19 protein-coding genes and 1 pseudogene are annotated in these 24,415 nt (G+C 62.5%); 5 read left to right on the top strand and 15 right to left on the bottom strand.

What is annotated here, in order from left to right; translation table 11 throughout:
• Positions 1 to 165: 165 nt before the first annotated feature.
• A complete protein-coding gene (ptrR, locus tag ACQZ2L_RS07700) occupies positions 166 to 1,032 on the bottom strand; it encodes a putrescine utilization regulator PtrR (protein WP_430325504.1) in 867 nt (288 codons plus the stop codon).
• 107 nt (positions 1,033 to 1,139) lie between these two features.
• Here ptrR and ACQZ2L_RS07695 point away from each other — a divergent pair, with 107 nt between their 5' ends.
• Positions 1,140 to 2,525: an aldehyde dehydrogenase family protein gene (locus ACQZ2L_RS07695; RefSeq protein ID WP_430325503.1), complete on the top strand. Its 1,386-nt coding sequence runs from the start codon at positions 1,140 to 1,142 to the stop codon at positions 2,523 to 2,525.
• Positions 2,526 to 2,582: 57 nt separating this feature from the next.
• On the opposite strand, the gene ACQZ2L_RS07690 is transcribed toward ACQZ2L_RS07695, so the two are convergent.
• Both ACQZ2L_RS07690 and ACQZ2L_RS07685 read right to left on the bottom strand, forming a co-directional pair.
• A complete protein-coding gene (locus ACQZ2L_RS07690; RefSeq protein ID WP_430325502.1) occupies positions 2,583 to 4,496 on the bottom strand; it encodes an AAA family ATPase in 1,914 nt (637 codons plus the stop codon).
• 68 nt (positions 4,497 to 4,564) lie between these two features.
• The gene (locus ACQZ2L_RS07685) at positions 4,565 to 5,461 is read right to left on the bottom strand and encodes a helix-turn-helix domain-containing protein (RefSeq protein WP_430325501.1); all 897 of its coding nucleotides are present in this window, start codon (positions 5,459 to 5,461) and stop codon (positions 4,565 to 4,567) included.
• A 149-nt stretch (positions 5,462 to 5,610) separates the two neighbouring features.
• Here ACQZ2L_RS07685 and ACQZ2L_RS07680 point away from each other — a divergent pair, with 149 nt between their 5' ends.
• The 3 genes from ACQZ2L_RS07680 to ACQZ2L_RS07670 all read left to right on the top strand — a co-directional run bounded on the left by ACQZ2L_RS07680 (position 5,611) and on the right by ACQZ2L_RS07670 (position 9,440).
• Entirely contained in the window at positions 5,611 to 6,969 is a 1,359-nt protein-coding gene (locus tag ACQZ2L_RS07680; RefSeq protein ID WP_314872979.1) for a glutamine synthetase family protein, read from the top strand.
• A gap of 72 nt (positions 6,970 to 7,041) precedes the next feature.
• A complete protein-coding gene (locus ACQZ2L_RS07675; protein WP_430325500.1) occupies positions 7,042 to 8,130 on the top strand; it encodes a polyamine ABC transporter substrate-binding protein in 1,089 nt (362 codons plus the stop codon).
• A gap of 14 nt (positions 8,131 to 8,144) precedes the next feature.
• Positions 8,145 to 9,440 (top strand): NAD(P)/FAD-dependent oxidoreductase, encoded by a 1,296-nt coding sequence (locus tag ACQZ2L_RS07670; RefSeq protein WP_430325499.1) that lies wholly within the window; start codon positions 8,145 to 8,147, stop codon positions 9,438 to 9,440.
• Positions 9,441 to 9,487: 47 nt separating this feature from the next.
• Here the strand turns inward: ACQZ2L_RS07670 and ACQZ2L_RS07665 are convergent, their stop codons facing one another.
• Entirely contained in the window at positions 9,488 to 10,795 is a 1,308-nt protein-coding gene (locus tag ACQZ2L_RS07665) for a serine/threonine transporter (RefSeq protein ID WP_430325498.1), read from the bottom strand.
• Positions 10,796 to 10,900: 105 nt separating this feature from the next.
• Positions 10,901 to 12,277, bottom strand: a complete 1,377-nt coding sequence (locus ACQZ2L_RS07660; RefSeq protein WP_430325497.1) for an L-serine ammonia-lyase — start codon at positions 12,275 to 12,277, stop codon at positions 10,901 to 10,903.
• A gap of 146 nt (positions 12,278 to 12,423) precedes the next feature.
• Between ACQZ2L_RS07660 and ACQZ2L_RS07655 the strand changes: the two genes are divergently transcribed.
• A complete protein-coding gene (locus tag ACQZ2L_RS07655; protein ID WP_430325496.1) occupies positions 12,424 to 13,368 on the top strand; it encodes a LysR substrate-binding domain-containing protein in 945 nt (314 codons plus the stop codon).
• A 6-nt stretch (positions 13,369 to 13,374) separates the two neighbouring features.
• Here the strand turns inward: ACQZ2L_RS07655 and ACQZ2L_RS07650 are convergent, their stop codons facing one another.
• The 10 genes and pseudogenes from ACQZ2L_RS07650 to ACQZ2L_RS07605 form a co-directional block, all read right to left on the bottom strand.
• The gene (locus tag ACQZ2L_RS07650) at positions 13,375 to 14,793 is read right to left on the bottom strand and encodes an undecaprenyl-phosphate glucose phosphotransferase (RefSeq protein WP_430325716.1); all 1,419 of its coding nucleotides are present in this window, start codon (positions 14,791 to 14,793) and stop codon (positions 13,375 to 13,377) included.
• A gap of 251 nt (positions 14,794 to 15,044) precedes the next feature.
• Complete coding sequence (locus tag ACQZ2L_RS07645) at positions 15,045 to 15,812, bottom strand: WecB/TagA/CpsF family glycosyltransferase (protein ID WP_430325495.1); 768 nt, start codon at positions 15,810 to 15,812, stop codon at positions 15,045 to 15,047.
• Entirely contained in the window at positions 15,809 to 16,999 is a 1,191-nt protein-coding gene (locus ACQZ2L_RS07640; RefSeq protein WP_430325494.1) for a glycosyltransferase family 2 protein, read from the bottom strand. Before ACQZ2L_RS07640 ends, ACQZ2L_RS07645 begins: the two co-directional genes overlap by 4 nt.
• Complete coding sequence (locus ACQZ2L_RS07635; protein WP_430325493.1) at positions 16,996 to 18,198, bottom strand: glycosyltransferase; 1,203 nt, start codon at positions 18,196 to 18,198, stop codon at positions 16,996 to 16,998. Before ACQZ2L_RS07635 ends, ACQZ2L_RS07640 begins: the two co-directional genes overlap by 4 nt.
• 43 nt (positions 18,199 to 18,241) lie before the next feature.
• Positions 18,242 to 19,585: a glycosyltransferase family 4 protein gene (locus ACQZ2L_RS07630; protein ID WP_430325715.1), complete on the bottom strand. Its 1,344-nt coding sequence runs from the start codon at positions 19,583 to 19,585 to the stop codon at positions 18,242 to 18,244.
• Positions 19,586 to 20,281: 696 nt separating this feature from the next.
• Positions 20,282 to 21,220: pseudogene (locus tag ACQZ2L_RS07625) on the bottom strand (DUF535 family protein); the annotation flags it as partial.
• Positions 21,221 to 21,227: 7 nt separating this feature from the next.
• Positions 21,228 to 22,205, bottom strand: a complete 978-nt coding sequence (locus tag ACQZ2L_RS07620; protein ID WP_430325492.1) for a glycosyltransferase — start codon at positions 22,203 to 22,205, stop codon at positions 21,228 to 21,230.
• A gap of 56 nt (positions 22,206 to 22,261) precedes the next feature.
• The gene (locus ACQZ2L_RS07615; RefSeq protein ID WP_150571683.1) at positions 22,262 to 22,783 is read right to left on the bottom strand and encodes a serine O-acetyltransferase; all 522 of its coding nucleotides are present in this window, start codon (positions 22,781 to 22,783) and stop codon (positions 22,262 to 22,264) included.
• Positions 22,784 to 22,791: 8 nt separating this feature from the next.
• Positions 22,792 to 23,748 (bottom strand): glycosyltransferase family 2 protein, encoded by a 957-nt coding sequence (locus tag ACQZ2L_RS07610; protein ID WP_430325491.1) that lies wholly within the window; start codon positions 23,746 to 23,748, stop codon positions 22,792 to 22,794.
• The gene (locus ACQZ2L_RS07605) at positions 23,741 to 24,358 is read right to left on the bottom strand and encodes an acyltransferase (protein ID WP_101319580.1); all 618 of its coding nucleotides are present in this window, start codon (positions 24,356 to 24,358) and stop codon (positions 23,741 to 23,743) included. Before ACQZ2L_RS07605 ends, ACQZ2L_RS07610 begins: the two co-directional genes overlap by 8 nt.
• Positions 24,359 to 24,415 lie beyond the last annotated feature (57 nt).

Genomic DNA, 24,415 nt, shown 5'->3' with positions numbered 1-24,415 from the left:
GCGGTGTGGTTGAGATTGCCGGGCCAGCTGCGCTGGCCTATCGCGACACAAGGCCGCTCCTACAGGGACCGCGCACGACTGTCTGGCGCGGTCCCTGTAGGAGCGGCCTCGTGTCGCGATAGGGCCGCGCAGCGGCCCCGGCTATCTCAAGACTGATAACCGACACTAGGCAGCCCGCCGCTCCTCCAGCAACTTGATAAACATGCTCAAGCTGCGCGACACAGTACCGCGCCGCCACACCAGCCATGTTTGCAGATAACGGAAATCTTCCGACAAAGGCCACACACTGACCGTACTCAACCCCGGCATGCTGTCGAGCATGCTTCGCGGCATCAACGCCAAACCCGCCCCCGCACTGACGCAGGCAAGCATGCCGTGATAGGACTCCATCTCATGGATCTTGCCGGGCACAGCCTGGTCCTGGACAAACCAGTTCTCGAAATGATGGCGGTACGAGCAGTTGGCGCGAAAAGCGTAGATGCTCTCGCCGTTGACGTCGCGGGCGCGGCTGATTGTGGCGTGGTTGAGCGGCGCGATCACTACCATTTCTTCATCGAACACGGCCATGCCTTCCAGCGTTGGGTGCAATACCGGGCCGTCGACGAAGGCTGCGACCAGGCGACCGGACAGCACGCCTTCGAGCATGGTCCCCGAGGGCCCGGTCGACAGGTCCAGATCAACCTTAGGGAAGCGCTGGTTGTAGCTGGCCAGCAAAGCCGGGATGCGCACGGCGGCGGTGCTTTCCAGCGAACCCAGGGCGAACGTGCCCTGCGGATCTTCGCCGGCCACGGTCAACCGCGCTTCGTGGACCAGGTCGAGAATGCGCCGGGTGTACTCAAGAAAATTCCAGCCCGCCGGTGATAGGCGCAGTCGGCTTTTCTCGCGGATGAACAGCTCGACACCGAGGTCTTCCTCGAGCTGCTTGATCCGCGTGGTGAGGTTGGACGGCACGCGGTGAATCTGCTGTGCAGCGGCGCTGATGCTGCCGTGCTCTGCCACTGCCTTGAAGATTTCCAGTTGCACCAGATCCATAGCCATTCTCCAAACGTGAACGTTGCGCTCATTATTATTCAGTTTTCAATACGGTTGCACGCCACTAGTCTGAGCCTCATCAACTTACAACAACGTGGAGCTCCGCCATGAGCGAGATCAGCAGCCTGACCCACGCCATTTCTGTCGACCCGTTCAGCGGTGAGCAGATCGGCCACTATCCGTTCGACACCGACGCCGCAGAGGAAGCGGCGCTGCAGCGTGCCAAGGTTGGCTTCAACCAATGGCGCCAGGTGTCACTGGGGCAGCGCAGCGAGTATCTGAACGCCCTGGCCGATGCTCTGCAGGCTAATCACGAAGCACTGGCGGTAATGATCAGCCGCGAAATCGGCAAGCCAATCAGCCAGGCCCGTGGCGAAGTGACCAAGTGCGTTGGCCTGTGCCAGTGGTACGCCGAGCATGGCCCGGCGATGCTGGCAGCCGAGCCTACGCAAATTGCCACCGCGCGCATCGAATACCGCCCGTTGGGGCCGATTCTGGCTGTGATGCCGTGGAACTTCCCGCTCTGGCAAGTGCTGCGCGGCGCGGTCCCGGCACTGCTGGCGGGCAATACCTACGTGCTGAAGCATGCCCCGAACGTCATGGGTAGCGCTTACCTGCTGCTCGACGTGATCAAGCAGGCTGGCCTGCCAGCAGGCATCTTCGAAGTGCTCAACGTCACCCCGGACGGCGTGACCCGGGCGATCAATGACCCGCGTATCGCTGCCGTGACCCTGACCGGCAGTGTCCGCGCCGGTATGGCGATTGGCGCTCAAGCCGGTGCTGCACTGAAGAAATGCGTGCTGGAACTGGGCGGTTCCGATCCGTTCATCGTGCTGGCGGACGCCGACCTCGATGCAGCGGTCAAGGCCGCGGTGATCGGCCGTTACCAGAACACCGGCCAGGTCTGTGCAGCCGCCAAGCGCCTGATCGTCGAAGAGAGCATCGCCGAGGCGTTTACCGCGAAGTTCGTCGAAGCCACGCGTCAGCTCAAGGTCGGCAACCCGCTTGAGGCTGACACCTACATCGGCCCAATGGCACGCTACGACCTGCGCGATGAACTCGACGGCCAGGTGCAGGCGACCTTGGCTGAAGGCGCGACCCTGCTGCTGGGTGGCAAAAAGGCTGAGGGCGTCGGCAACTTCTACGAGCCGACCGTATTTGACGGGGTTACTCCGCAAATGACCGCGTTCAAGCAGGAGTTGTTTGGCCCGGTGGCAGCAATCATCAGCGCCCGTGACGCCGACCATGCCGTGGAACTGGCCAACGACAGCGAGTTTGGTTTGGCCTCGACCATCTACACCGCCAACCTCGAGCTGGCTGAGCGGATGACCTCGGCGCTGGATACCGGTGCGGTGTTCATCAATGGCTACTGCGCCTCTGACCCGCGAGTAGCGTTCGGCGGCGTGAAGAAGAGCGGCTTTGGCCGTGAGCTGTCGCACTTCGGTGTACGCGAGTTCTGCAACGTGCAGACGGTGTGGCGGGATCGCAACTGATAGCAACGTAAGCAAAAGGGGCAAGTCGCTTGTGCGGCTTGCCCCTTTTTTTGCCTGCTACTTGTCGCGCACTTGGTCCTGCACCCAGTCGAGCATGCCACCCGGCACAATCAGCTCATGTCGGGCCCGTGAACAGGCGGTGTACAGGCCGGCGAGCATACGCGCCCGCTCATTGCGATTACCGGCAGCGGCCGGCGCGACCATCAGCTCCGGCGAGACCATGACCCGGGCGAACTCCATGTTCTTTACATCGCGCACCCTGGCCAGGAACAGCTTGGGCGCCTTGTCCCAGCGATAACGGCTCTTGGCCTTGGCGAAATCTTCTGGCGTGTAGCCTCTGCGCAACAGGTTGGCCACAGCAGCAAAGGCCTTGTCGTCGCCCTTGTCCTGCTCCAGCGCCTGCCAGCTGGCATAGCGGAACAGCATGTTGTGCCGCGGCCGCGTGCCGTAGCGGTACAGCTCGATGCAGTCTTCGACAAACAGCTCGAACTCCTTGCGCGCACCTTTGAGCAAGACAAACGGCACGCCCTGATGGGTCAGGCGCTGGAACCAGCCGAGCAGCCCCCATTCGTCATCCACCAGCAGCGCCGTAGGTTGCTCGGGCACCGTCACCGTGTCGAAGAAACTGACCCGGGTGTAGTGCTCGGCGTTGCCGGTAAAGGCTGCTTGCACGGCGGCCGGGTGGGCCAGGATCAGCGGGTTCAGCACGCCTTCCATGGCCGGCCCGGCCCGCAACGAGTGATCGATGCAGCGCTGGCGGATGAACTTGCCGTGGTGCGGGCTGAGGCCGTTGAGGTTCTGCAGGTCGTCGCCCAGGGTGATGATCGCCTGCGGGCTGCGGTCGAGTACGGCGAGCATGGGCGCCGACAGCTCGTGGGCTTCATCGACGATGACATGGCTGAACTGGCTGTCGATCACTTCCAGCGTCAGCGACAGCAGCTTGACCCGGTGATAATCGCGCACCGGTAGCTGAATCTCCCGCGCCGAAGGGCGGATCAGCTGTTGCCAGTACAGGCGCGCCTTTTCCAGCAGCACCTCCTGATCCAACGGCGAAAAGCCGTGGCCCATCCACGGCAAATGATGCAGTTCGATGGCAGTGTCTGCGCTGCGGCAGAAGCTGCGTACCGCCTTGATGCACAGGGCGACCACCTCACGTGCCGCCAGCGGGCCAATGTCCGGCACCCCCAGCCACTGCACCACTTGCGCCTCCTGCGGGCGCCACGACAGTTTGCTGCGGTACACGTCGCGCAGGCGCCAGCCGTTGCTGGTCAGGTCGCGGTCGAGGATTTCATCGGCCAACTGGCCGAAGGTGCGCGCGGTGAACGCGGAGGCATCCTTGATCCGCGCCTGCAGGGCACGTAGTTGGCCTTCGGTCATGGCCAGCAGCAAGGTCCGCTGTGGGTCGAGCAAACGGGCGAACTGGTTGATCAGGAAGGTCTTGCCGGTGCCGGCAAAGCCCTGTACGGCCACCGACTCGTCCACCCCCGAAAGAAACTCTCGCAGCAGGCGGTTCTGCTGGTCACTCAGGCGCAGATTGCTCGGCAACGAAGGCAAGCTGACCGGCCGCAACGGCGTCACCTGCTCGCGATAGGCATCGGCAAAGGTAAAGCTCCAGCCACCCTCGCTGTCGCGCAGGTCGGCAACATCGACCGGCTGCTCGGCCGCCAGCAGGCCGATGCCGTTCTCGCCGAGCATGCCCAGGCCCATGGCGAACACATCTGCGTCAAAACGGCTGGCGACCTGCTGCCGGAAGCGCGACGGCGCCGCCGCTTCGACCTCATCGGCAATCCGCACGATCTCGGCAAAGCGCCGCTGCTGCGCCTCGACCGAAGGCGCACCCTGCTGGCGCGGCACATTCTGGATAAACAGCACCGCAGCGCTCTCCAGCAGGCTGGCATGGACAAAGAAATCGCTGGCGGTTTGACTGGCCAGGCCGTCGGCCTGTTCGCTGGTCAGGGGCAGATAGAACATCAGGACCTCGGTACATTACTGCCGCGCACGATACCAGCAATGGCCCTGATCTGCAGAACTGTACCGGGCTACCTGGCCCGCTTCAGCGTCTCGCTGGGCAGCTCGCCAAACAGTTGCCGGTAACTTTCCGAGAAGCGCCCCAGGTGCCAGAACGACCACTGCATGGCCACCTCGGCCACGGTCGCCCCAGCGCCCCGCAACAAGTCACGGCGGGCGCCGTTCAAGCGGCGCAGGCGCAGCCAGTGCGCTGGCGGCATCGCGGTGAATGCCTTGAATATCTGCTGCAACTGGCGCACAGACACTCCGGCAACTTGAGCCAGTTCGACCAGATTGAGCGTTTCGTCAGGGCAATCGGCGGCCCAGTCGCTGACCCGGCGCATCACGGCGCGTGCCTCACCGCGCCGGCCATGGGCATCGCCCTGCAGACGTTGGCTGGCGTTGTCGAGAATGAACAGGCAATCCTCGAGCAACTGTTCGCCCAGTGCCCGCCCCTGCAATGGGCTGTCAGCCTCGCCCAGCCGGGTCAGGGTCGCGCTCAGCCAGCTACCGAACAGGTTGTTCTGCACCGAGTCCAGCGGGGTCATGAACAAGCCTTCGAGGCGGGCGACATCCAGCCCGTGGCGCTGGAGAAAGTCGCGGTCGAACACCACCGCAACTTCCTGATAGTTCTCGGGCGTGATCCAGATATTGCGGCTGTCTTCATTGAGCAGGTACAGGCTGTTTTCGCTGCGATCGAAGCAGAACGTCAGCGAACCACTGGGCGCGCTGAAAAACTGCTCGACGCGGGTGTTCAGGCGCTCTTCGTAGACCTCGACGCCCTCAAGCTCCAGGCTGCGCAGCTGGCCATTGAACAACCCCGGCGACATTTGCCGGTATTGCTGCTGCCAGCCGGGCGTTGTGCGCACCTGTTCACTGACATCACTGGTCTGGAAAGCCTGAACTTGCAAGCCGTTGGCGCTGGTCACGCGGCATCCTATATGCACTCTTTTGGTGCATTTGCTGGCGAAAGAAGTGGATAGATCAACCCTGCGGGCTGCGCCCAAGATAGCCTCCAGCGCAGCGACTGGGAAGATCCCTTAGCGTGGCGCGATCAAAACCCAACCAAGAGGTCTGTATGAACGCCCCCTTCGATCAGCTTTCCAACTGGCTGAAAGAACACCGCATCACCGAAGTCGAATGCGTGATCAGTGACCTGACCGGCATCGCCCGCGGCAAGATTGCACCCACGGCCAAGTTCCTCCATGAGCGCGGCATGCGCCTGCCTGAAAGCGTGCTGCTGCAGACCGTCACCGGCGACTATGTCGACGACGATATCTACTACGACCTGCTCGACCCGGCCGACATCGACATGATCTGCCGCCCCGACCCGTCGGCGGTGTACCAGATCCCGTGGGCCATCGAACCCACCGCCATCGTCATCCACGACACCTTCGACAAACAGGGCAACCCGATCGAGCTGTCGCCGCGCAACGTCCTCAAGAAAGTCCTCAAGCTGTACGCCGACAAGGGCTGGCAGCCGATCGTCGCGCCGGAGATGGAGTTCTACCTGACCAAGCGCTGCGAAGACCCGGACTTGCCCCTGCAAGTGCCGATGGGCCGCTCCGGACGCGCTGAAAGCGGCCGTCAGTCGTTCTCGATCGACGCCGCCAACGAATTCGACCCGCTGTTCGAGGACGTCTACGACTGGTGCGAAATCCAGTGCCTGGACCTCGACACGCTGATCCACGAAGACGGCCCGGCGCAGATGGAGATCAACTTCCGCCACGGTGACGCGCTGGACCTGGCTGACCAGATCACCGTGTTCAAGCGGACCATGCGTGAGGCCGCGCTCAAGCACAACGTCGCCGCAACGTTCATGGCCAAGCCGATCACCGATGAGCCCGGCAGCGCCATGCACCTGCACCAGAGCGTGGTCGACATCGCTACCGGCAAGCCGATCTTCGCCAATGACGACGGCAGCATGAGCGAGCTGTTCCTGCACCACATCGGCGGCCTGCAGAAGTACATCCCCAAGGTGTTGCCGATGTTCGCGCCGAACGTCAACTCGTTCCGCCGCTTCCTGCCGGACACTTCGGCCCCGGTCAACGTTGAGTGGGGTGAAGAAAACCGCACCGCCGGCTTGCGCGTACCGACCTCAAGCCCCGAGGCGATGCGCGTCGAGAACCGCCTGCCAGGCGCCGATGCCAACCCGTACCTGGCCATTGCGGCGAGCTTGCTCTGCGGCTACCTGGGCATGGTCGGCAAGATCGAACCGAGCGCTGCCGTGCAAGGCCGCGCCTATGAGCGGCGCAACCTGCGCCTGCCGATCACCATCGAAGACGCGCTGCAGCACATGGAAGAATGCGAAATCATCCAGGACTACCTGGGCAAGCATTTCGTCCAGGGTTATGTCGCGGTGAAGCGCGCCGAGCACGAGAACTTCAAACGGGTGATCAGTTCGTGGGAGCGCGAGTTCCTGATGATGAGCGTCTGATCATCTGCGGGGCGCCGAGCGCCCCGCCTTATGCAACATCACGACCCAGAATAAAACCAGAGAGGTGTCGACATGCGTCATATGCAGTCCGTGATCCCCGCAGCATTCGCCCTGTTGTTCGGCGCCGCCGCTCAGGCCCAGCCAAGCGTCAGCGTATACAACTGGACCGACTACATAGGTGAAACCACCCTGGCCGACTTCCAGGCCAGCAGCGGCATCAAAGTGATCTATGACGTGTTCGACTCCAACGAAACATTGGAGGGCAAGCTGCTTGCCGGGCGCACTGGCTACGACGTGGTGGTACCGTCCAACCACTTCCTGGCCCGCCAGGCCAAGGCCGGCGCCTTCCTGCCGCTGGACCGCAGCAAGCTGCCGAACTTCAGCAACCTCGACCCCAAGCTGCTCAAGCAACTGGAGCAGAACGACCCCGGCAATAAATACGCGGTGCCGTACCTGTGGGGCACCAACGGCATCGGCTACAACGTCGACAAGGTCAAAGCCGCGCTGGGCATAGACAAGATCGACTCGTGGGCCGTGCTGTTCGAGCCAGAAAACCTGAAGAAACTGCAAAAATGCGGTGTCGCCTTCATGGACTCGCCGGATGAACTGTTCCCGGCCATGCTCAACTACCTGGGCATGAACCCGCGCAGCGAGAACGAAGCCGATTACAAGAAGGCCGAAGCCAAGCTGGTGGAAATACGGCCGTACATCACCTACTTCCACTCCTCCAAATACGTTTCCGACCTGGCCAATGGCGATGTCTGCATCGCTTTCGGCTACTCGGGCGACGTTTTCCAGGCGGCCAATCGCGCTGTTGAAGCGAAAAACGGCGTAAAAATCGCCTACAGCATCCCCAAGGAAGGCAGCAACCTGTGGTTCGACCTGCTGGCCATTCCCAAGGATGCCAGCAACCCTGAACAGGCCCTGGCCTTCATCAATTACCTGCTCGACCCTGAAGTGATCGCCAAAGTCAGCACCACCGTCGGTTATGCCAACGCCAACCTTGCGGCCAAGGCGCACATGGACCCGGCGCTGGTCAACAACCCCGAGATCTACCCGCCGCAAGAGGTGCTCGACAAGCTCTATGTTTCGAGCACGCCGAGCCCGAAAATCATGCGGGTCATGACCCGTTCCTGGAGCAAGATCAAATCCAACCGCTGAGCCGAGCCTGTGCCATGTCATTAGAGAGCCAACACGCTGCCTCGTACTACGCCGCAACCGCGCGCAGCAGCGCGCCCTACCCTGCGCTGCAAGAACAACTGAGCGCTGACGTCTGCGTGGTCGGTGGCGGCCTGACCGGGGTCAATACCGCACTGGAGCTGGCCGAGCGCGGCTTGTCGGTGATTCTCCTCGAAGCCCGGCGCATCGGCTGGGGCGCCAGCGGGCGCAACGGTGGCCAGTTGATTCGCGGCATCGGCCATGACGTCAGCGGCTTTGCCCGCTATGTCGGCCAGGACGGCGTGCGCTACCTGCAACAGGCCGGCATAGATTCGGTCGAGCTGGTGCGCCAGCGCATTGCCCAGTACACCATCGAATGTGACCTGCGCTGGGGCTTCTGCGAACTGGCCAACACACCGGCGCAGTTTGCCGCGTTCAAGGACGAGCAAGCGCAACTGGCCGAGTTCGGTTACCGCCATGCCACGCGCTTGGTTGATGCGGCACACATCGGTGAAGTGGTCGCCAGCGAACAGTACGCAGGCGGGTTGATCGACATGGGTTCGGGCCATCTGCACCCGCTCGATCTGGTCCAGGGCGAAGCGCGCGCTGCGGCGATGTTGGGTGTGCGCATCTTCGAGCAAAGCCCAGTGTTGCGTATCGAGCATGGCCCGAGCGTGACCCTGCACTGCGCCCATGGCAAGGTGCGCGCGCAGAGCCTGGTGCTTGGCTGCAACGCACACCTGGACGAACTCGAGCCGCGCCTGAGCGGCAAGGTAGTCCCCGCCGGCAGCTACGTGGTGGCGACCGAGCGCCTCCCTGAACAGGTGGCACAGGCGCTGATCCCGCAGAACATGGCCCTGTGTGATCAAAAGGTCGGACTTGATTACTACCGCCTGACCGCCGACAACCGCCTGCTGTTTGGCGGTGCCTGCCACTATTCAGGCCGCGATCCGAAAGACATCGCCGCCTACATGCTGCCCAAGGTACGCAAGGTATTCCCGCAATTGGCCGATGTGCGCATCGACTATCAATGGGGCGGCATGATCGGCATCACCGCCAACCGCTTCCCGCAGGTGGGGCGTTTGAGCCAATACCCCAACGTCTACTACGCCCAAGGCTATTCCGGGCATGGCCTGAACGTGACGCACTGGACTGCCAAGCTTTTAGCCGAAGGCATCGCTGTCGGCCACAGCCAGGGCCTGGATGTGTTCAGCGCGGTGCCGCACCTGACCTTCCCGGGTGGCAAGGCCCTGCGCTCGCCGCTGCTGGCAGCCGGCATGCTCTGGCATCGGCTGCGCGAAGTGCTGAGCTGAGCCCACGGCTGCAAGCCCGCGCCGAATGGGCGCGGGCTTGAGCTGGGTCAGGCGAAGAAGCTGTAGAAGATTGCCGACAAGGTGATCAACCCGATCAGGGTAACGAACACGTTGGACAGCTTGCCCGAGTACTTGCGCAGCGCCGGTACCTTGCGCACGGCGTACATCGGCATCAGGAACAGCAGGCAGGCAATCACCGGGCCGCCCATGCTTTCGATCAGGCGCAGGATGCTCGGATTGAGGGTGGCGACGGCCCAGCAGGTCAGCACCATGAACAGCGCGGTAACCCGCTCCAGGCGCTTGGCCGGCCAGGCTTTGCCGCGCCCGCGCAGGCTCTTGACGATCATGCCCTGGAAGCCCTCACTGGCGCCGATGTAGTGGCCAAGGAACGACTTGGTGATTGCCACCAGGGCAATCAGCGGTGCCACGAACGCAATCACCGGAGTCTGGAAGTGGTTGGCCAGGTACGACAACACCGAGATGTTCTGCTCCTTGGCGGCCGCCAGGTCGGCCGGGCTCAGCGCCAGCACGCAACTGAAGCAGAAGAACATCACCGTCAGCACCATCATCACATGGGCGGTTGCCAGCGTGCGGCCGCTCTTGCGGTCAGCGTCGGCGCCATAACGGTGCTTTTGATCGACGGCAAAGGCCGAGATGATCGGCGAGTGGTTGAACGAGAAGACCATCACCGGGATCGCCAGCCACAACGTCAGCAGCAGCTTGTTGACGCTGATGCCTTCACTGGCCTGAGCGAGGAAGGCGCCGTTCCAGTTGGGAATCAGGCTCAGGGCCAGCAGCAACAACGAGGCGACGAAGGGATAGACCAGGATGCTCATGGCCTTGACGATCATCTGCTGGCCACAGCGTACGATCACCATCAGGCCGCAGATCAGCAGTAGTGACAGCAGCGCCCGAGGCGGCGCCGTCAGGTGCAACTGATGTTCGAGAAAACTGCTCAGGGTATTGGTCAGAGCAACGCTGTACACCAGCAGGATCGGGAAGATCGCCAGAAAGTACAGCAAGGTGATCAGCTTGCCCGCGCCGGTGCCGAAGTGCTCCTCGACCACCTCGGTGATGTCCTCATTGCCGCTCTTGCGCCCGGACAGGACGAAGCGGGTCAAGGCCCGATGTGCATAGAAGGTCATCGGCAGCGCCAGCAGCGCGAGAATCATCAACGGCCAGAAGCCGCCGACGCCGGCGTTGATCGGCAGGAACAACGTCCCGGCGCCGATCGCCGTGCCATACAGGCCCAGGGCCCAGGTGGTGTCATGACGGTTCCAGCGGGTTGCATCCACCGCCGCAGCCGCAACGGCCGCATCCGCACGAACAGTCGTGGTGCTATGTACATCGGTCATCAGATATCGCCTTGTAGTTATTTTTGTCGCTGATATAGCGGGTAGTGCCTTGGGGCTGAACGCACACTGCCGGGCAGCGTCGCATTCAGCCCCGTCGAGTACGGATCAGCACTCGACGTACGCCACGGCGAGGCCGCCGCGCGAGGTTTCCTTGTAGTTGGCGTGCATGTCAGCGCCGGTGTCGCGCATGGTGCGGATCACCCGGTCGAGCGAGATGAAATGCTCGCCGTCGCCGCGCAGGGCCATCTGCACCGCGTTGATGGCCTTGACGGCGGCAATCGCGTTGCGCTCGATGCAGGGGATCTGCACCAGGCCGCCGACCGGGTCGCAGGTCAGCCCGAGGTTGTGTTCAAGCGCAATTTCAGCGGCGTTTTCCAGCTGCGGTGCAGTCGCGCCGAGGACCTCGGCCAGGCCCGCGGCGGCCATCGAACAGGCCGAACCGACCTCGCCCTGGCAGCCCACTTCGGCGCCGGAAATCGACGCGTTCTTCTTGCACAGGATGCCCACTGCCGCTGCCGCCAGCAGAAACGCCACGACATCGTCGTCGCAGGCGCTTGGGTTGAACTTCATGTAGTAGTGCAGCACGGCGGGGATGATGCCGGCGGCGCCGTTGGTGGGCGCGGTGACCATGCGCCCGCCAGCGGCGTTTTCTTCATTGACCGCCAGGGCAAACAGGTTGACCCACTCCATCGCGCTCAAGGTCGAGCCGATCACGTTGGGCTTGCCGACTTCCTGCAGGCTGCGGTGCAGCCGCGCGGCACGGCGCTTGACGTTGAGCCCACCGGGCAAGATGCCGTCATTGCGCATGCCGTTGGCCACGCACTCGCGCATCGCGGCCCAGATTTTCAGCAGCCCAGCGCGGATGTCAGCTTCACTGCGCCAGGCGCGCTCGTTGGCCATCATCAGTTGGCTGACACTGAGGCCATGCTGTTTGCACAGGCTGAGCAGCTCGGCAGCGCTGGAAAACTCGTACGGCAGGTCGACCTGCGCGGCGCTGCTCTGTGGCGCATCGATCTCGGCTTGCTCGACGATGAAGCCGCCACCGACCGAGTAATAGGTCTGGCTGAACAGGCATCCCTGCTCGCCCTCGGCATTGAGGGTCATGGCATTGGGGTGGTACGCCAGGCTTTCGTCCAGCAGGAGCATGTCGCGGCCATAGTCGAACTCGACCGGCTGGCGGCCGTCGAGCATCAGGCAGCGCTCCTGCAGCAGCTGGGCGATACGCGGCTCGATGCTGTGCGGGTCGATCTGGTCGGGCCACTGCCCCATCAACCCCAACAGACAGGCGCGATCAGTGGCATGGCCAACGCCGGTGGCGGACAGCGAGCCATACAGGCGCACCTCGACCCGCTGCACCTGAGCCAGCAGCCCACGCTCGCGCAGGGCTTGCGCGAAGGTTGCGGCGGCACGCATCGGCCCTACCGTATGGGAGCTGGAGGGGCCGATGCCAATCTTGAAAAGGTCGAAAACACTGATAGCCATGCTAATGCCTGACCGTGGCGGCCTTGAACACCGGCGCACGGCTCTCTGGAAAAATTGAACGGTATTGCCAAGTTGGGCGATACTGCCGCGCCGCCACGGCGATGACCAACGAAAGTTTCTAAGCTAGCCTTTAGCAGGACTAAACGATGAGAAGGCAAATTACTGGCCAGTTCTATGTCTGGCTGCATGTGTTCTCCTGTGCGGCGCGGCACTTGTCGTTCACCCGCTGCGCCGAGGAACTGCACATCACGCCCGGCGCGGTCAGCCAACAGATGCGCCAGCTTGAAGAGCATCTGGGCTACCGCTTATTCCTGCGCAAGGCCCGTGGTGTCGAGCTTTGCGCCGAAGGCCAGCGCCTGGCGCTGACGGTATCCGAAGCCTACGGCAGCATCGAAGCGGAGTTGCTGCGGCTGGACGCCGGCGATATTCGCGGCACCTTGCGCCTGCGTTCGATCCCGTCATTTTTGGCCAAGTGGCTGACCCCGCGCCTGCCGCGCTTTCAACAGCGCTACCCGGACCTTGAGCTGCGGCTGGTCGCCGAAGACAGTAACCAGGCCCTGCACCCGGACGATTTCGATCTGGCGATCGACCTTAATGACGGCAGCTATCCAGGCATGCTGTCGACACCGCTGCTCGACGAGCAGATCTTCCCGGTGTGCTCACCGTCCCTGCTCCGTGGCCGGCCGCCGCTGCACGGTCCGGCTGACCTGGTGCATTACCCATTGCTGCACGACATGACCGCCTGGCGCGGCAGCTCGGAATACGCTGAGTGGGAGTTTTATCTGCAGGGCATTGGTGCCGGTGAGTTGAATGTGCGCCGCGGGCACACCTTCAACCGCAATCACCTGACCATCGAAGCCGCCATCGCCGGGGTTGGCGTAGCAATTGCGCGGCGCACCCTGCTCAACGATGAGCTCGAGCGCGGCGCGCTGATCGTGCCGTTCGGCGTAGCGCTGGCCAATCACAAGCGCTACGTGCTGCATTACCCGCCCGGCGGCTTGAACCAGCCGGGGGCGCGCGCCGTGCACGACTGGCTGGTGGAAGAGGCGCAGGCGTTTCGCGCGCTGCACCCGCTAGCACTGGACGTGTAAGCCGGCTCAGTACGCCTGTTTGCCGGTGAACGCATTCAGCGTGCGCACCAAGATCACGAAGTCCAGCCACAACGACCAGTTGTTGATGTACTCGATGTCCGAGTCGACCCGCTGGATCATCTGGCCGATATCCTTGGTTTCGCCCCTGAAGCCACGGACCTGGGCCAGCCCGGTCATCCCCGGCTTGATGTTGTGGCGGGCGAAGTAATCGACGATGTCCTGCGAATACAGCGTGTCGTGATGCAGCGCATGCGGCCGTGGGCCAACCAGCGACATCTCGCCAGTCAGCACATTGAACAGCTGTGGCAACTCATCCAGGCTGGTCCGGCGGATGAAGGCGCCGACCTTGGTAATCCGCGGGTCGTTTTTCTGCGCCTGCTTGACAACACCGTTTTCCAGCGGATGTATGTGCATGCTGCGAAACTTCCAGATGCGGAACGATTCGCCGGTCCAGCCCATGCGTTCCTGACGGAAGAACACCGGCCCCGGGCTGTCGATCTTGATGGCCAGGGCGATCAGCAACAGCACCGGCGAGGCACACAGCACAATCAACGCCGCCAGCACGCGGTCTTCCAGGTTCTTGAGGAACAGGCTCATGCCGGTCAGGGGGGTTTCCGAGAGGGTCAGCACCGGGATCCCGGCGATTTCCCGCACGCTGTGGTTGATCAGCCGCAGCGAGAAGATATCCGGCACCCAGTTGACCGCAATGCACTTGTCGAGCAGCTTCAGATAGACGTCGTTGATCACCTCCGAGCCGCCCAGCGGCGTCACCAGGTACACCGTGCGGATCGCATGCTTGGCCACCAGCCCATCGAGCTCGGAGATATGCCCCAGCACCGGCGGCTTGCCGTCACCAGCGACGCGGCTTTGCTCGTCGGGCTTGTCGATCCACACGCAGCCCACTACACGCTCGCCAAACCAGGGGTTGTTGCTGATCTTCAGATAGAGAAAATTGGCCAGATCACCGGTACCGATGATCAGCGCATTGTCGGTACGCAACGCATTGGCCATGAAGCGCTTCTGCACTTCGCGCACTGTGTAGTGCAGGAACAGCTGCACGAAGTAGCCGCTGACGAACAGCTTGCCCACCAGCAAGCGTGAGTAGGTTTCACTCTGCTTGGTCAGAAACGCCATCACCATCAAGAAACAGAACGTCGCCGACCACGCCTTGAACAAGCGAAACGCCTTGATCGACAGGCCGACGTTACTGCGGTAGATGCCATAGTGGTCATAGATCACTGCCAGCGCACCGATCAGCAACAGCAGCATGATCACGTAGTCGGAAGTGATGTAGCCGAACTGATCAACGATCAGGTACCAGGCGATGCCAGTCACCGCGATACCGTCAAGCCCAGCCTGAATGGCGTTGCTCACGCCACTTCTGCGCTGGAGCAAGGAACGACTGCTTCGGGGCTCGAAAACCATCATCAGACCTCATCAAATGTGAGCGCAGCGATACATCACTGCTTACAACTTTGGTATTACAACCAACTGGTTGAGCACACTGCCAAGTGAATACTGCACGCACGTCGACGATTGAATTCGGCGTAGTTACGGGGGGTTATGGGGCGTTTGATATCACTGTAGCAGTACCACGGGGAGGCGGCGGAGCGAATCATCCTGACGACGGGTTTTGGCAGATTTGCAGTGCCCGGCACCAGCCTCGGCAGGTCGTTTCAGATGCGCTTCGGTGCGCTGCGCACCGCGCTCGCGGCTTTTCGGTAGCGCAACGCACGCAGCAGGAACAGCGGATTGCCGAGTACATACCGTTTGAACAGACGCCTGGGCTCACGCAGCAAGCGGTAGGCCCACTCCCCTTTCAATCGGCGCACCCAGTGCGGCGCGCGGGTGACTTTGCCTCCGAGAAAATCCAGGATAGCGCCGCCACAAATGATCAGGCACGGCCCAGCGGTCGCAGCCAGTTGCGCGGCGATAGCCTCCTGTTTGGGCATGCCCATGCCCAGCACGATCAACTGCGGCTGATATTGCCTGGCGAGTTCAAGGTAATGTTCAGCGTTGGCAAACCCGTGCTCGACCGAGACCAGCTCGATTCCAAACTGCGCCTGACAGCGAGCAGCGGCCTGGCTCACGAATGGCTCCTGGGTGCCCCACAGCGCGACCCGTTTGCCCCGGTACGCCGCGAGCAGTTTGGGAATCAGGTCGGTCCCGTTCATGTTCAGGCCTGGTTCGAGTGCCAGCTGGCGATACAGCAGGCCCATGCCAGCGCCATCGCGCAGCAGCAGGTCAGCCGCGCTCAGCGACGCACAATAGCCCTCGCTGGCGGCAGCCAGATTCAGCGCATGGGCATTGACGAACCCCAGCACCGTTGCCTGATCGGGCGCCGCAAGGGTCGCAATCAGCTGTTGCTCGGCAGCCCCATCGACGACCATCAGCAGCTTGCCGAGGATAGCGTCCCAGCGTTGTTGCCATGGCCGCTCACTCATTGGCTGTCATCCCGTTTCGAACGCACCCACTCAACCTGACGCTTGAGCAAAAAGCCGACGTACAGGGGGATTTTTTTCGCTGCGTAGAACGGCGCATAGAGCAACACCGAGAACGGAATCAGCTCGCGTGAGAAGCGCGCCCAGGCCAGCACCACTGCTGCGCCCATCAGCACCAGCGCAAGGCTGGCGATAGCTGCGGCAAGCGCCACGCCCAACAGCGCGAAGGCCAGCCAGCTGACGACGAAGATGGCCAGCAGCGCCATTACCAGCAAGGCCAACGGCGGTACCAGCAGGTCCAGCGCCATCGCCAACAACGGCCCGTTACGTTGCAGCAAAGCGGCGCCCAGCAGCTTCGGCCCTTCTGCCAGCAGCACGCCAAGATGGCCATGTTCCCAGCGGGTGCGCTGGTTGCTGAGGCCGTCGTCGCTGGTGGGGAACAGGCTGGTGACCTGGGCCTGCGGGCAAAACAACGGCGGCTTGCCGTTACGGCAGAAATCCAGGCCCAGCTTCAGGTCTTCGACCAGGTGACCGGTTGCCAGATTGGCCTTCGCCAGATCAGCCCAGGCAAAGGCCATACCGGTGCCCATCAACTGGCATGGCAGCCCGATCCGGGCCCAACCGCGTGGCCGCACCAGGTTCTTCACCCGCCAGGCAAACTCGGCAACTTGCACCTTGAGCCCGGCCCCGGCAGGCGCACACATCAGGTCGAGGGCCTGCACCGGGCGGTCGCTGGCGAGGCTGCAACGCGCCAGCGTGTCAATCGAGCCAGCACTCAACTGGCAGTCGGCATCGATGATGATCACCACCTGCGGCGGCGCCGCGGCCAGCTGGCGTACGCCATAGTCCAGGGCATAGCCCTTGCCACGCAGGTGCTGATGCTCACGCTCGACCACCTCGGCGCCGGCCGCGCGGGCCAGTGCTGCAGTGCTGTCAGTACAATTGTCGGCGATTACCAGCAGGCGATCACTGTCGAGCAATTGCTGACGGATACTGGCCAAGGTGGCGCTGATACCCCCTGACTCGTTGTGCGCCGGCACCAGCACTGCCACCCGCGGCCTGGGGCCGGTAGCCAAAGGCACCGACCGCGCCGGCAGGCAGGCCAACACGACCTGGGCAAACAGCACCAGGACCGGCAGCAGAATCAACAGCGCCAACAGCGCCAGCAGCCAACTTGTCAGTGTGATCATGCGCCCGCCTTGAAATAGCTGGCCAATTTGGCCGCTTCGGTATCGATGTCGTGGCGCTCCAGCACCCGCTGATGGGCCGCATCGCCCATACGTTGCAGCACCTCGTCTGGTTGCCCAAGGCAGTCGGCCATCGCCGCTGCCAGTTCCTGTACCGCACCTGCCGGGAACAGCCAGCCATTTTCGCCAGGACGCACCAGTTCAGGGATGCCGGCCACATAGGTAGTCAGCACCGGGCGGCGCAAAGCCATGGCTTCCATGATCACCACGGGCAGGCCTTCGGCAAAGCTGGGCAAGACCAAGGCGCGAGCGCCGAGTAGCTCCTCACGAACCTGGGCGCTGCTGATCCAGCCAGTGATACGCACCTGCCCCTGCAGCCCATGGCGGGCAATCAGGGCTTCGATCTCTACGCGCATCTCGCCATCACCGGCCAGCACCAGCTCGAACGCCGTGCCTTGCGCGGCCAACACCTGGGCTGCTTCAAGCAACAGTAACTGACCCTTCTGCTCGCACAAGCGGCCGACACACACCAGCCGCGGCACTGTCGGAACCGGCACCGAAAGGCCTGCATGGAAGGCTGCTTCCAGCCCGCAATGCACGACCTTGACCTTGTTCCAATGGGCGTGCGCCACCCACCGATAGAGCTGGCTGCGGCCGTAGGAGCTGACGGCGGCGACAAACGCCGCTCGGCGGACCTTCTCACCGATATACAGAAACTGCGGTTTGTCGAATTCCTCCGGGCCATGCACGGTAAAGCTGTAGCGTGGCCCGCCCAGGGCATGCGCGAGCATCACCACCTCGGTCGAATTGGTGCCAAAGTGGGCGTGCACGTGCTCGGCGCCGAAGGCCTGCAACCACTGCAGCACACGGCACGCCTCGGCCAGGTAGATCAGGTGATAGGGCCAACTGCGATCAGCCCGTCGGCCCATGCGCAGGGCCAGCCACAGCGCACTGAGGAACCGCCGCGGCTGAGCGCGCACAACTTCAAGCAACGGCTTGAGCAGCCCTTTGACGCCGCCCTCAAGGACGTAGCCGGTCTTGCTCCGTTCAGCGATATCTTCGCTGTCCTGCAGTTCGCCGTCCCAACCGCGCAAGGCGATCCGTTGTACTTCAATGCCCTGGCGCTCCAGCGCGAGGATTTCGCGGCGAATGAAGCTATGGCTGACCTTGGGGTACTGATTGATGAAATAAGCTATGCGCATAGGCAATCGATCAATCCTTGAATAATTAAATGAACCGCGCCTGCTAGTGGCAGCTGTCTAAGGCCGAGGGCTGCCGGCCAGCCGTTCCAGCATCGCTGAGCACCTCGTCATAGAAGCCCAGCAACTCGCTCGCCTGGTCACTGAAGACAATGATGTTGTCCTTGAAGGCATTGCGGTGCCGAGCAAAGCGCGGCTGGTCATCGAGAATCGCCACGATCGCCTGGCGCAGGTAGGTCTCATCGCCGCTCAAGGGGATGATCGTGCCGTTGACCCCTTCGATGATGTCCTCGACCGTACCGCCGGAATGAGTGCTGATCACCCAGACATCGCGGACCAGCGCCTCGCGGACCGCCAGGCCGAAGGTTTCCTTGCATTGAGTGGGGAACAGCAGCACATCGATGCCCGAGAAGAACGCATCCATGGTGGCCTGGGTGTAGCCAGGGATGATGCTCACCGTGCCGGGGATCTTGATGCTGTGTCGGTTGAACGAGCGGAAGCCCATGTTCAGCAGGTTGTCGACCACCTTCAACTCGTAGTCGGAGCGGTCCAGGCCGCTGAAGGCGCGGATGATCACGTCGATGCCCTTGACCGTTGAATCGCCGCCGACAAAGCCGAAACGAATGGTCTGCCCCGGCTGTTTCTGGTAGCCGGCCGCCGGCGCCATGATGCCGTTGCGGTTGACCCGGATTTGCTCTGAATCAAAGCCATTGGCGGCGTACAGGTCCTTGCAGAAGCGGCTCGGTGCGAGCAGCAGATTGGCTTGTTTGAGCGTGTCCGCCAGGAGCTTTTGCCGATGGACGTTGAGCGCCGCGTCGTCGACGCAGGTGGCGCACACCGCCAGGTCAATGATGGTCTGGCCGCAGTACCGGCCTTGATCGTTGATCATGAACTGGCGCCCGCAGATCCACCAGGCGTCATGCAAGGTCACCACGAACGGGATGCCGGCGCGTACGCAGCAATCGGCCAGCTGCGCGCCGAGGCCCTGGATCGAATGCAGGTGCACCAGGTCCGGGGCGACGCTTTTGAGTACGGCCTCGAAGATCGGTACGGTGGAATGGTTCTCGAACATGTCCCGGTCGGATATCTGTTCCGACAAGCCCATCCCCATAACTGCCGCGCCCTGTGCCTCATAGCGATACAGGCTGTAGCGTGGCACGTCGGTATCGGGGATGGCCGTGAACACGAACTGCTGCCAACGGCCGGTAGCGCCAGTCAGCCGTGACATCTGTTCGGCGATGACCGTGGCGCCACCAAAGCTGCGTGGCGCAAAGAAAATATTGGCCGAGAGCAAGCGGCGCACGCTCTTGCTGGGCGGCGCGGCAAACACTTGCCCCAACTGCTCTGCGGTCTCTACCAGACACACCCGGCTCGCCCCTGCCTCGCGCATGGCCGTGGCCAGCGCCGGGCTCGCCGCCAGCGCCTGGTCACAGGCCAACAGGGCCTGGCGATGCTGGTTGACGGCAGCCAGCAGGCGGTTGATGGTGTCTTCGCTGTGCGCGGTAACATCGTCGCGTTGGCGGTAGGCTGTGGGGTCGAAAATCAGCTCATCGCTGTCCCACCAGCAACTGACCTGAAGCCGCTTGGCCTCGGCAAACAGCGGTGCCAGCTCGGGTACCGCAGGTAGCTGGTGGAAGATCACCACCGAGCACGTTTGCAGGGCAATCTGACAGGCGCCTGCGTCCCGCCAGTCAAGCGAAACACAGTGATAGCCCAGGCTTTGAAACATGCGCTGCAGCTGCGCCGGGCGGTTTTTCGGCTGCAGGTCAGAGGTGAACTCACTGAGCAGCAGAACATCTCGTGGGAACAGCTCGCTGGCAGCCACTGCCGGCGCGGCCAGCGGCACTTTGGTGCGGGTCGCCGCCGGGCTTTTCCAGAGCAGCCGCGGCCCTTGCTTGAGCAGCTCGCGAACGATCTTGCGCAAAGTCGGGTAGACACCGGCCTTGCGCAGGTAAGCCAGCAAGCGCTGGTCTGCGCGCGGCTCGGTGGTCAACAGACGGATCAGCTTGGCGACCTTGGTGCTGATGGTGCGAGAGCCAATTGCCGGTTCATCCTCAGGCAGCCTCAGCGCAGAGCCAAGCCGTTGTCGGTGGCTTTGCAACTGACGCTGGCCAACCCCACCGGGAATGGCCGCCTCGATGCGGGCGAAAACTTCATCCAGCAACTCGTGGCGGCGGCGATACATGGCCCGTTTCTTCGCGGCGATGTCGTCGGCCGAGCGCCGTGCAGCCGCCACAGGCAGGCTGTAGAAGTCCTGATGCTCAGAAGCTACCGCACCGTGCTCAAGCCAGATGACATCGTAGTTGGCGGCAAGATCCGCACCTTTATCTGCCCCGAAGTAGGCATGCCGGTGATGCCGGTAGGCGTCGGCCACAGCATAGATCCGCGTCACGCCAATGGTGCGTGCCAGGCTCTTGAGCGCCTCGATCAGAAAGCTTCTGGGGCGCATGCCTTCGAAGTCCTTGGTCAGGTCGCGGTAGATCGCCAGCGAGCGTTCGCTGTCGATGCCTTTGTGGATGCCCTGCACCGCACCGATCACCAGGTTCAACTGGCCGTCCATATGGCACAGGGTGAATGCCAGCGAGGCGACCCGCAGATCCCCCTGGAACAGGTTGAGCACCAGTTCGCCTTCGCGTTTGAACCAGATCGGCCGGTCCAGCACCAGGCTGCAGCCCGGCGAACAGGCCGACAGGTCGCACAGTTGCAGCGACTCGTCGCGCCCCAGCAACAACAAGGTGGGCAGGTAGCGGCTGACCACCTCATAGTGCGAGGCCAGCACACTCAAGCGCAGCGGCGCCTTCCAGGACTTGCTGATGTAGGGCCATTGCACCACACCGATACAGTCGACACCGAGGCGGGCCATGCGCTGCTTGCCCAGCACCGACGAGGTGCGCTGCATGAAAGCGCTCAGCTCCGGCCACTGCCTGGCCATCGCCAGCACCAGCTTGAATTTGTTGTTCAGTGCCCGCAGCGAGTAGCCCGGTTGCAACACGTGCACGCTTTTCGCTAAGGATCTAACCATCATGGGCATCTCACTTGTACTCGATCAAACCCGACTTGCCGGCGGCAAACCTGTTCAGCAAAAACTTGAGCTGGCCGAGCATCTCGGGGAATTTCGCCAGCACTAGAAACACCGCCTGCAGCCAGTTCTCGCGCGGTGAGCGAGCGCCGCGACGGGCCAGCCGCATCGCTTGTAGCGGATAGATCAACAGCAGCAGCAACCACACCGGGCCCAGCACCAGACTAAGCAGGATTATCAACAGTGGAATCAGCAGGCCCCACAGCCACGCCCGGCGCGATTCGCGGCGCCAGTGCCGCTCGGGCGCTGCGCCATGCAGCCAGGCGCCCTCGGCAAAGGCATAGCCGCCGCGCAAGGTGCGCTGCCACCACTGGCTGAAACGGGTCATGGCTGCGTCGTGCAAGGTCATTTCCGCGTCCAGCCGCCAGATCTTCCAGCCCCGCTTGCGCAGGCGTACGCACAGCTCCGGCTCTTCGCCGGCAATCAGCTCCGGGCGAAAGCCCGACACCGACAGGAATGCCTCGACGCGCATCAGCGCATCGCCACCGCAGGCCTTGGCCTGGCCGATCGGCGTGTCCCATTCAAGGTCACACAGAAGGTTGTACACGGAGTGCTCAGGGAAGCGCTCACGGCGCCGCCCGCAGACCACCGCGACATCGCCCTGGGCATCGAGAAAAGCCTGCGCGGCGGGCAACCAGCCACGGGCCACCTCACAGTCACCGTCAACGAACTGCACATAGCGCATCCCGGGCAGCAGCCGCTGCAAATAGGCAAAGCCTTCGTTACGCGCCCGCGCGGCGGTAAACGGGATCGATAAATCCAGCGCCAGTACTGCCACACCATGGTCCGCTGCGCGCTGCAGCGAGCCGTCGCTGGAGCCTGAATCGACATACACCACCTGCTCCGCTGACCCTGCAAGCGAGGCCAGGCAACGCTCCAGCCGCATGCCCTCGTTCCGACCAATCACCACTACGCCGATACCTGTCACCATGGGCCTCACTCGCCAAACCGGAACGCAAGCGCGCGCACCTGCTCACTCTGTTGTCATCAATCCTGCGCCAACAATGCAGGTTTTTTCAGTTTGACGGTTGCTGGCACCCCGACCGCCAGGGCGTCATCCGGCACATCGATCAACACCACAGCGTTGCAACCGATCACCACGTTGTTGCCAATACGGATGTTGCCCAACACCTTTGCCCCGGCACCTATATCGACATTGTTGCCAATGATCGGCGCAATCGGCTCGCTGACATTCTTCAGTCCCACCACCACGCCATTGCGAATTCGGCAGTCATCACCAAATCGAGCATAGCCACTGATGACAATGCCACCGAAGTGATCGATGACGAAATTGCGCCCAACCACCACTTCGCACGGCAACTCGATGCCGGTGATGATCTGGACAAACTTGAACAGCACTTTGTAGATCAGCGAAAACAGCTTGCGCAGCAGCGCCGGACGCACGCCGTAACGCCAGCGACCAAAACGGTAGACCAGCATCACCCAGAAGCCCTGGGCGCCCCAGTCGCCGCCGTAGGCCTGCAAGTCAGCGCGAATATTGTCGAACATGGGCTCTCCTAGCGTGTCGGTTGGCTGGCCAGGCGGGTGGCGAACAGCAGCTTCCAGGTTGCCACGTTGTGCTGCCAGCACGCTTTGATCGCTGGCCAGCCGCGGCCTTTGAGCAAGGCCTTGAGGGCCAGAATCAGGTCGCCGGCACACACCAGCAGCATATGCAGGATCAGCCCCAGGACACCGTGGTGCTTGCGAAAATAGAGCAGCTCGCTCTCGATCTGATAAGCCGAGATCTGCCGGCTGGCAGCCTCGAGCTTGGCCACTGACTTGGAGCTCTCGCCGCCGATGTGAACCACCGTCGTGTGCGGGTAGAACACCACCTTCCAGCCGGCCTGCTTGACCCGCTTGCAGTGGTCAACCTCTTCGTAATAGAGGAAGTAACGCGGATCGAACAAACCGACCTGATCAAGCACTTCCCGCCGCACCAGGTAGTAACAGCCCGGCAGCCAGTCACATTCGCGGACCGAGGCATGGTCCCAGTTCATCTCATCTACCATCTTCACGCCCGGAAACAGGCGCTTGAGGCCGGTACGCGCAATGAACACGTTCAAGGGCGTGGGGAAGTAGCGACAGCACGGCTGCAGGTCGCCCTCGCGGCCTTCCAGGCGCACGCCGAGCACACCGCAGTCAGGGTGCTGGTCCATGTAGGCGATGGTTTTCTCGAGGGTGTCGCTGGCGACGAAGGCGTCGGTATTGAGCAACAACGCATAGCGGCCCTGCAGGTGTTCGAGCAATTGATTGTTGGCGCGGCCAAAACCCACATTGTCGCGATTGCTCACCAGCAGCGCCTCCGGGCAGACCTCGGCCAGGCGTTCCAACGAGTTGTCGACCGAGGCGTTGTCCACTATCAGATAGCTGGCCAGGGTTTCGCTGTCGGCGCGGCGCAAGGCATCGAACATCGGCTGCAACAAGGCGCCGGTGTTGAAGTTGACGACCATTACGTCGACCGGCTTGCTAGCCATTGTTGTTGTCTCCAAAGAAGTACTGGCGCCTGACCTCGGCCAACATCGGTTCCAGTGCCGGGTCGTAGGCGCCCTCGCGCTTCTTGATCAGGTCGATCCAGGGGTAGGCATTGCAGCGCTCCTCGACGCGCTGGATCATCTCGGCCGTGGTGCAGATGAACCTGGCCGGGTTCCCCCCTACAACCGTGCCGGGTGGCACGTCCTTGGTCACCACCGAGCCTGCGGCAACCACCGAATCAGGACCGATGGTCACCCGCGGCATGACGATGGCACCGTGGCCGACAAAGCAGTTGTCTTTAATGTCGATGAAACCGACTGAATCGAGCTGTTTGCCATAGCACACCTCGATCAAGGCCACCACGGCATCGTGGCCGATCAGGGTGCAGTCAGACAGGCCGACATTGCTGCCTAGGCGCAACAGCGCCGGGTCGGTGATGTTGCAGCCTGGGTTGATGTGGATATTGGTACCGACTGAATAGAACTTGCCCCAGCGCGCCATGTACGCGCCCCAGTCGCGGGCATTGGGGTTGCAGATTTTTTTATAGGCCGCGCCGCCGCGCCCGGTCGAGTACACAAACGACGTGATTGTGTTGCGTATCCATCCATACATGCTGCTTGCCTCGCCAATAAAGCAATCCCTGGACTGTTGCTGAGGCGTCTGCGGTCT

Source organism: Pseudomonas shirazensis (genome assembly GCF_050496565.1).
Lineage (GTDB): Bacteria > Pseudomonadota > Gammaproteobacteria > Pseudomonadales > Pseudomonadaceae > Aquipseudomonas > Aquipseudomonas shirazensis_A.
The sequence above is the reverse complement of the archived record's forward strand: the minus strand, read 5'-3'. Positions and strand labels throughout refer to the sequence as shown.

Excerpts from the sequence above, each read along its gene's own strand:
- ptrR (WP_430325504.1), bottom strand. The coding sequence starts at position 1,032 with ATGGATCTGGTGCAACTGGAAATCTTCAAGGCAGTGGCAGAGCACGGC.
- ACQZ2L_RS07695 (WP_430325503.1), top strand. The coding sequence starts at position 1,140 with ATGAGCGAGATCAGCAGCCTGACCCACGCCATTTCTGTCGACCCGTTC.
- ACQZ2L_RS07690 (WP_430325502.1), bottom strand. The coding sequence starts at position 4,496 with ATGTTCTATCTGCCCCTGACCAGCGAACAGGCCGACGGCCTGGCCAGT.
- ACQZ2L_RS07680 (WP_314872979.1), top strand. The coding sequence starts at position 5,611 with ATGAACGCCCCCTTCGATCAGCTTTCCAACTGGCTGAAAGAACACCGC.
- ACQZ2L_RS07675 (WP_430325500.1), top strand. The coding sequence starts at position 7,042 with ATGCGTCATATGCAGTCCGTGATCCCCGCAGCATTCGCCCTGTTGTTC.
- ACQZ2L_RS07670 (WP_430325499.1), top strand. The coding sequence starts at position 8,145 with ATGTCATTAGAGAGCCAACACGCTGCCTCGTACTACGCCGCAACCGCG.
- ACQZ2L_RS07665 (WP_430325498.1), bottom strand. The coding sequence starts at position 10,795 with ATGACCGATGTACATAGCACCACGACTGTTCGTGCGGATGCGGCCGTT.
- ACQZ2L_RS07660 (WP_430325497.1), bottom strand. The coding sequence starts at position 12,277 with ATGGCTATCAGTGTTTTCGACCTTTTCAAGATTGGCATCGGCCCCTCC.
- ACQZ2L_RS07655 (WP_430325496.1), top strand. The coding sequence starts at position 12,424 with ATGAGAAGGCAAATTACTGGCCAGTTCTATGTCTGGCTGCATGTGTTC.
- ACQZ2L_RS07650 (WP_430325716.1), bottom strand. The coding sequence starts at position 14,793 with ATGGTTTTCGAGCCCCGAAGCAGTCGTTCCTTGCTCCAGCGCAGAAGT.
- ACQZ2L_RS07645 (WP_430325495.1), bottom strand. The coding sequence starts at position 15,812 with ATGAGTGAGCGGCCATGGCAACAACGCTGGGACGCTATCCTCGGCAAG.
- ACQZ2L_RS07640 (WP_430325494.1), bottom strand. The coding sequence starts at position 16,999 with ATGATCACACTGACAAGTTGGCTGCTGGCGCTGTTGGCGCTGTTGATT.
- ACQZ2L_RS07635 (WP_430325493.1), bottom strand. The coding sequence starts at position 18,198 with ATGCGCATAGCTTATTTCATCAATCAGTACCCCAAGGTCAGCCATAGC.
- ACQZ2L_RS07630 (WP_430325715.1), bottom strand. The coding sequence starts at position 19,585 with ATGCGCGAGGCAGGGGCGAGCCGGGTGTGTCTGGTAGAGACCGCAGAG.
- ACQZ2L_RS07620 (WP_430325492.1), bottom strand. The coding sequence starts at position 22,205 with ATGGTGACAGGTATCGGCGTAGTGGTGATTGGTCGGAACGAGGGCATG.
- ACQZ2L_RS07615 (WP_150571683.1), bottom strand. The coding sequence starts at position 22,783 with ATGTTCGACAATATTCGCGCTGACTTGCAGGCCTACGGCGGCGACTGG.
- ACQZ2L_RS07610 (WP_430325491.1), bottom strand. The coding sequence starts at position 23,748 with ATGGCTAGCAAGCCGGTCGACGTAATGGTCGTCAACTTCAACACCGGC.
- ACQZ2L_RS07605 (WP_101319580.1), bottom strand. The coding sequence starts at position 24,358 with ATGTATGGATGGATACGCAACACAATCACGTCGTTTGTGTACTCGACC.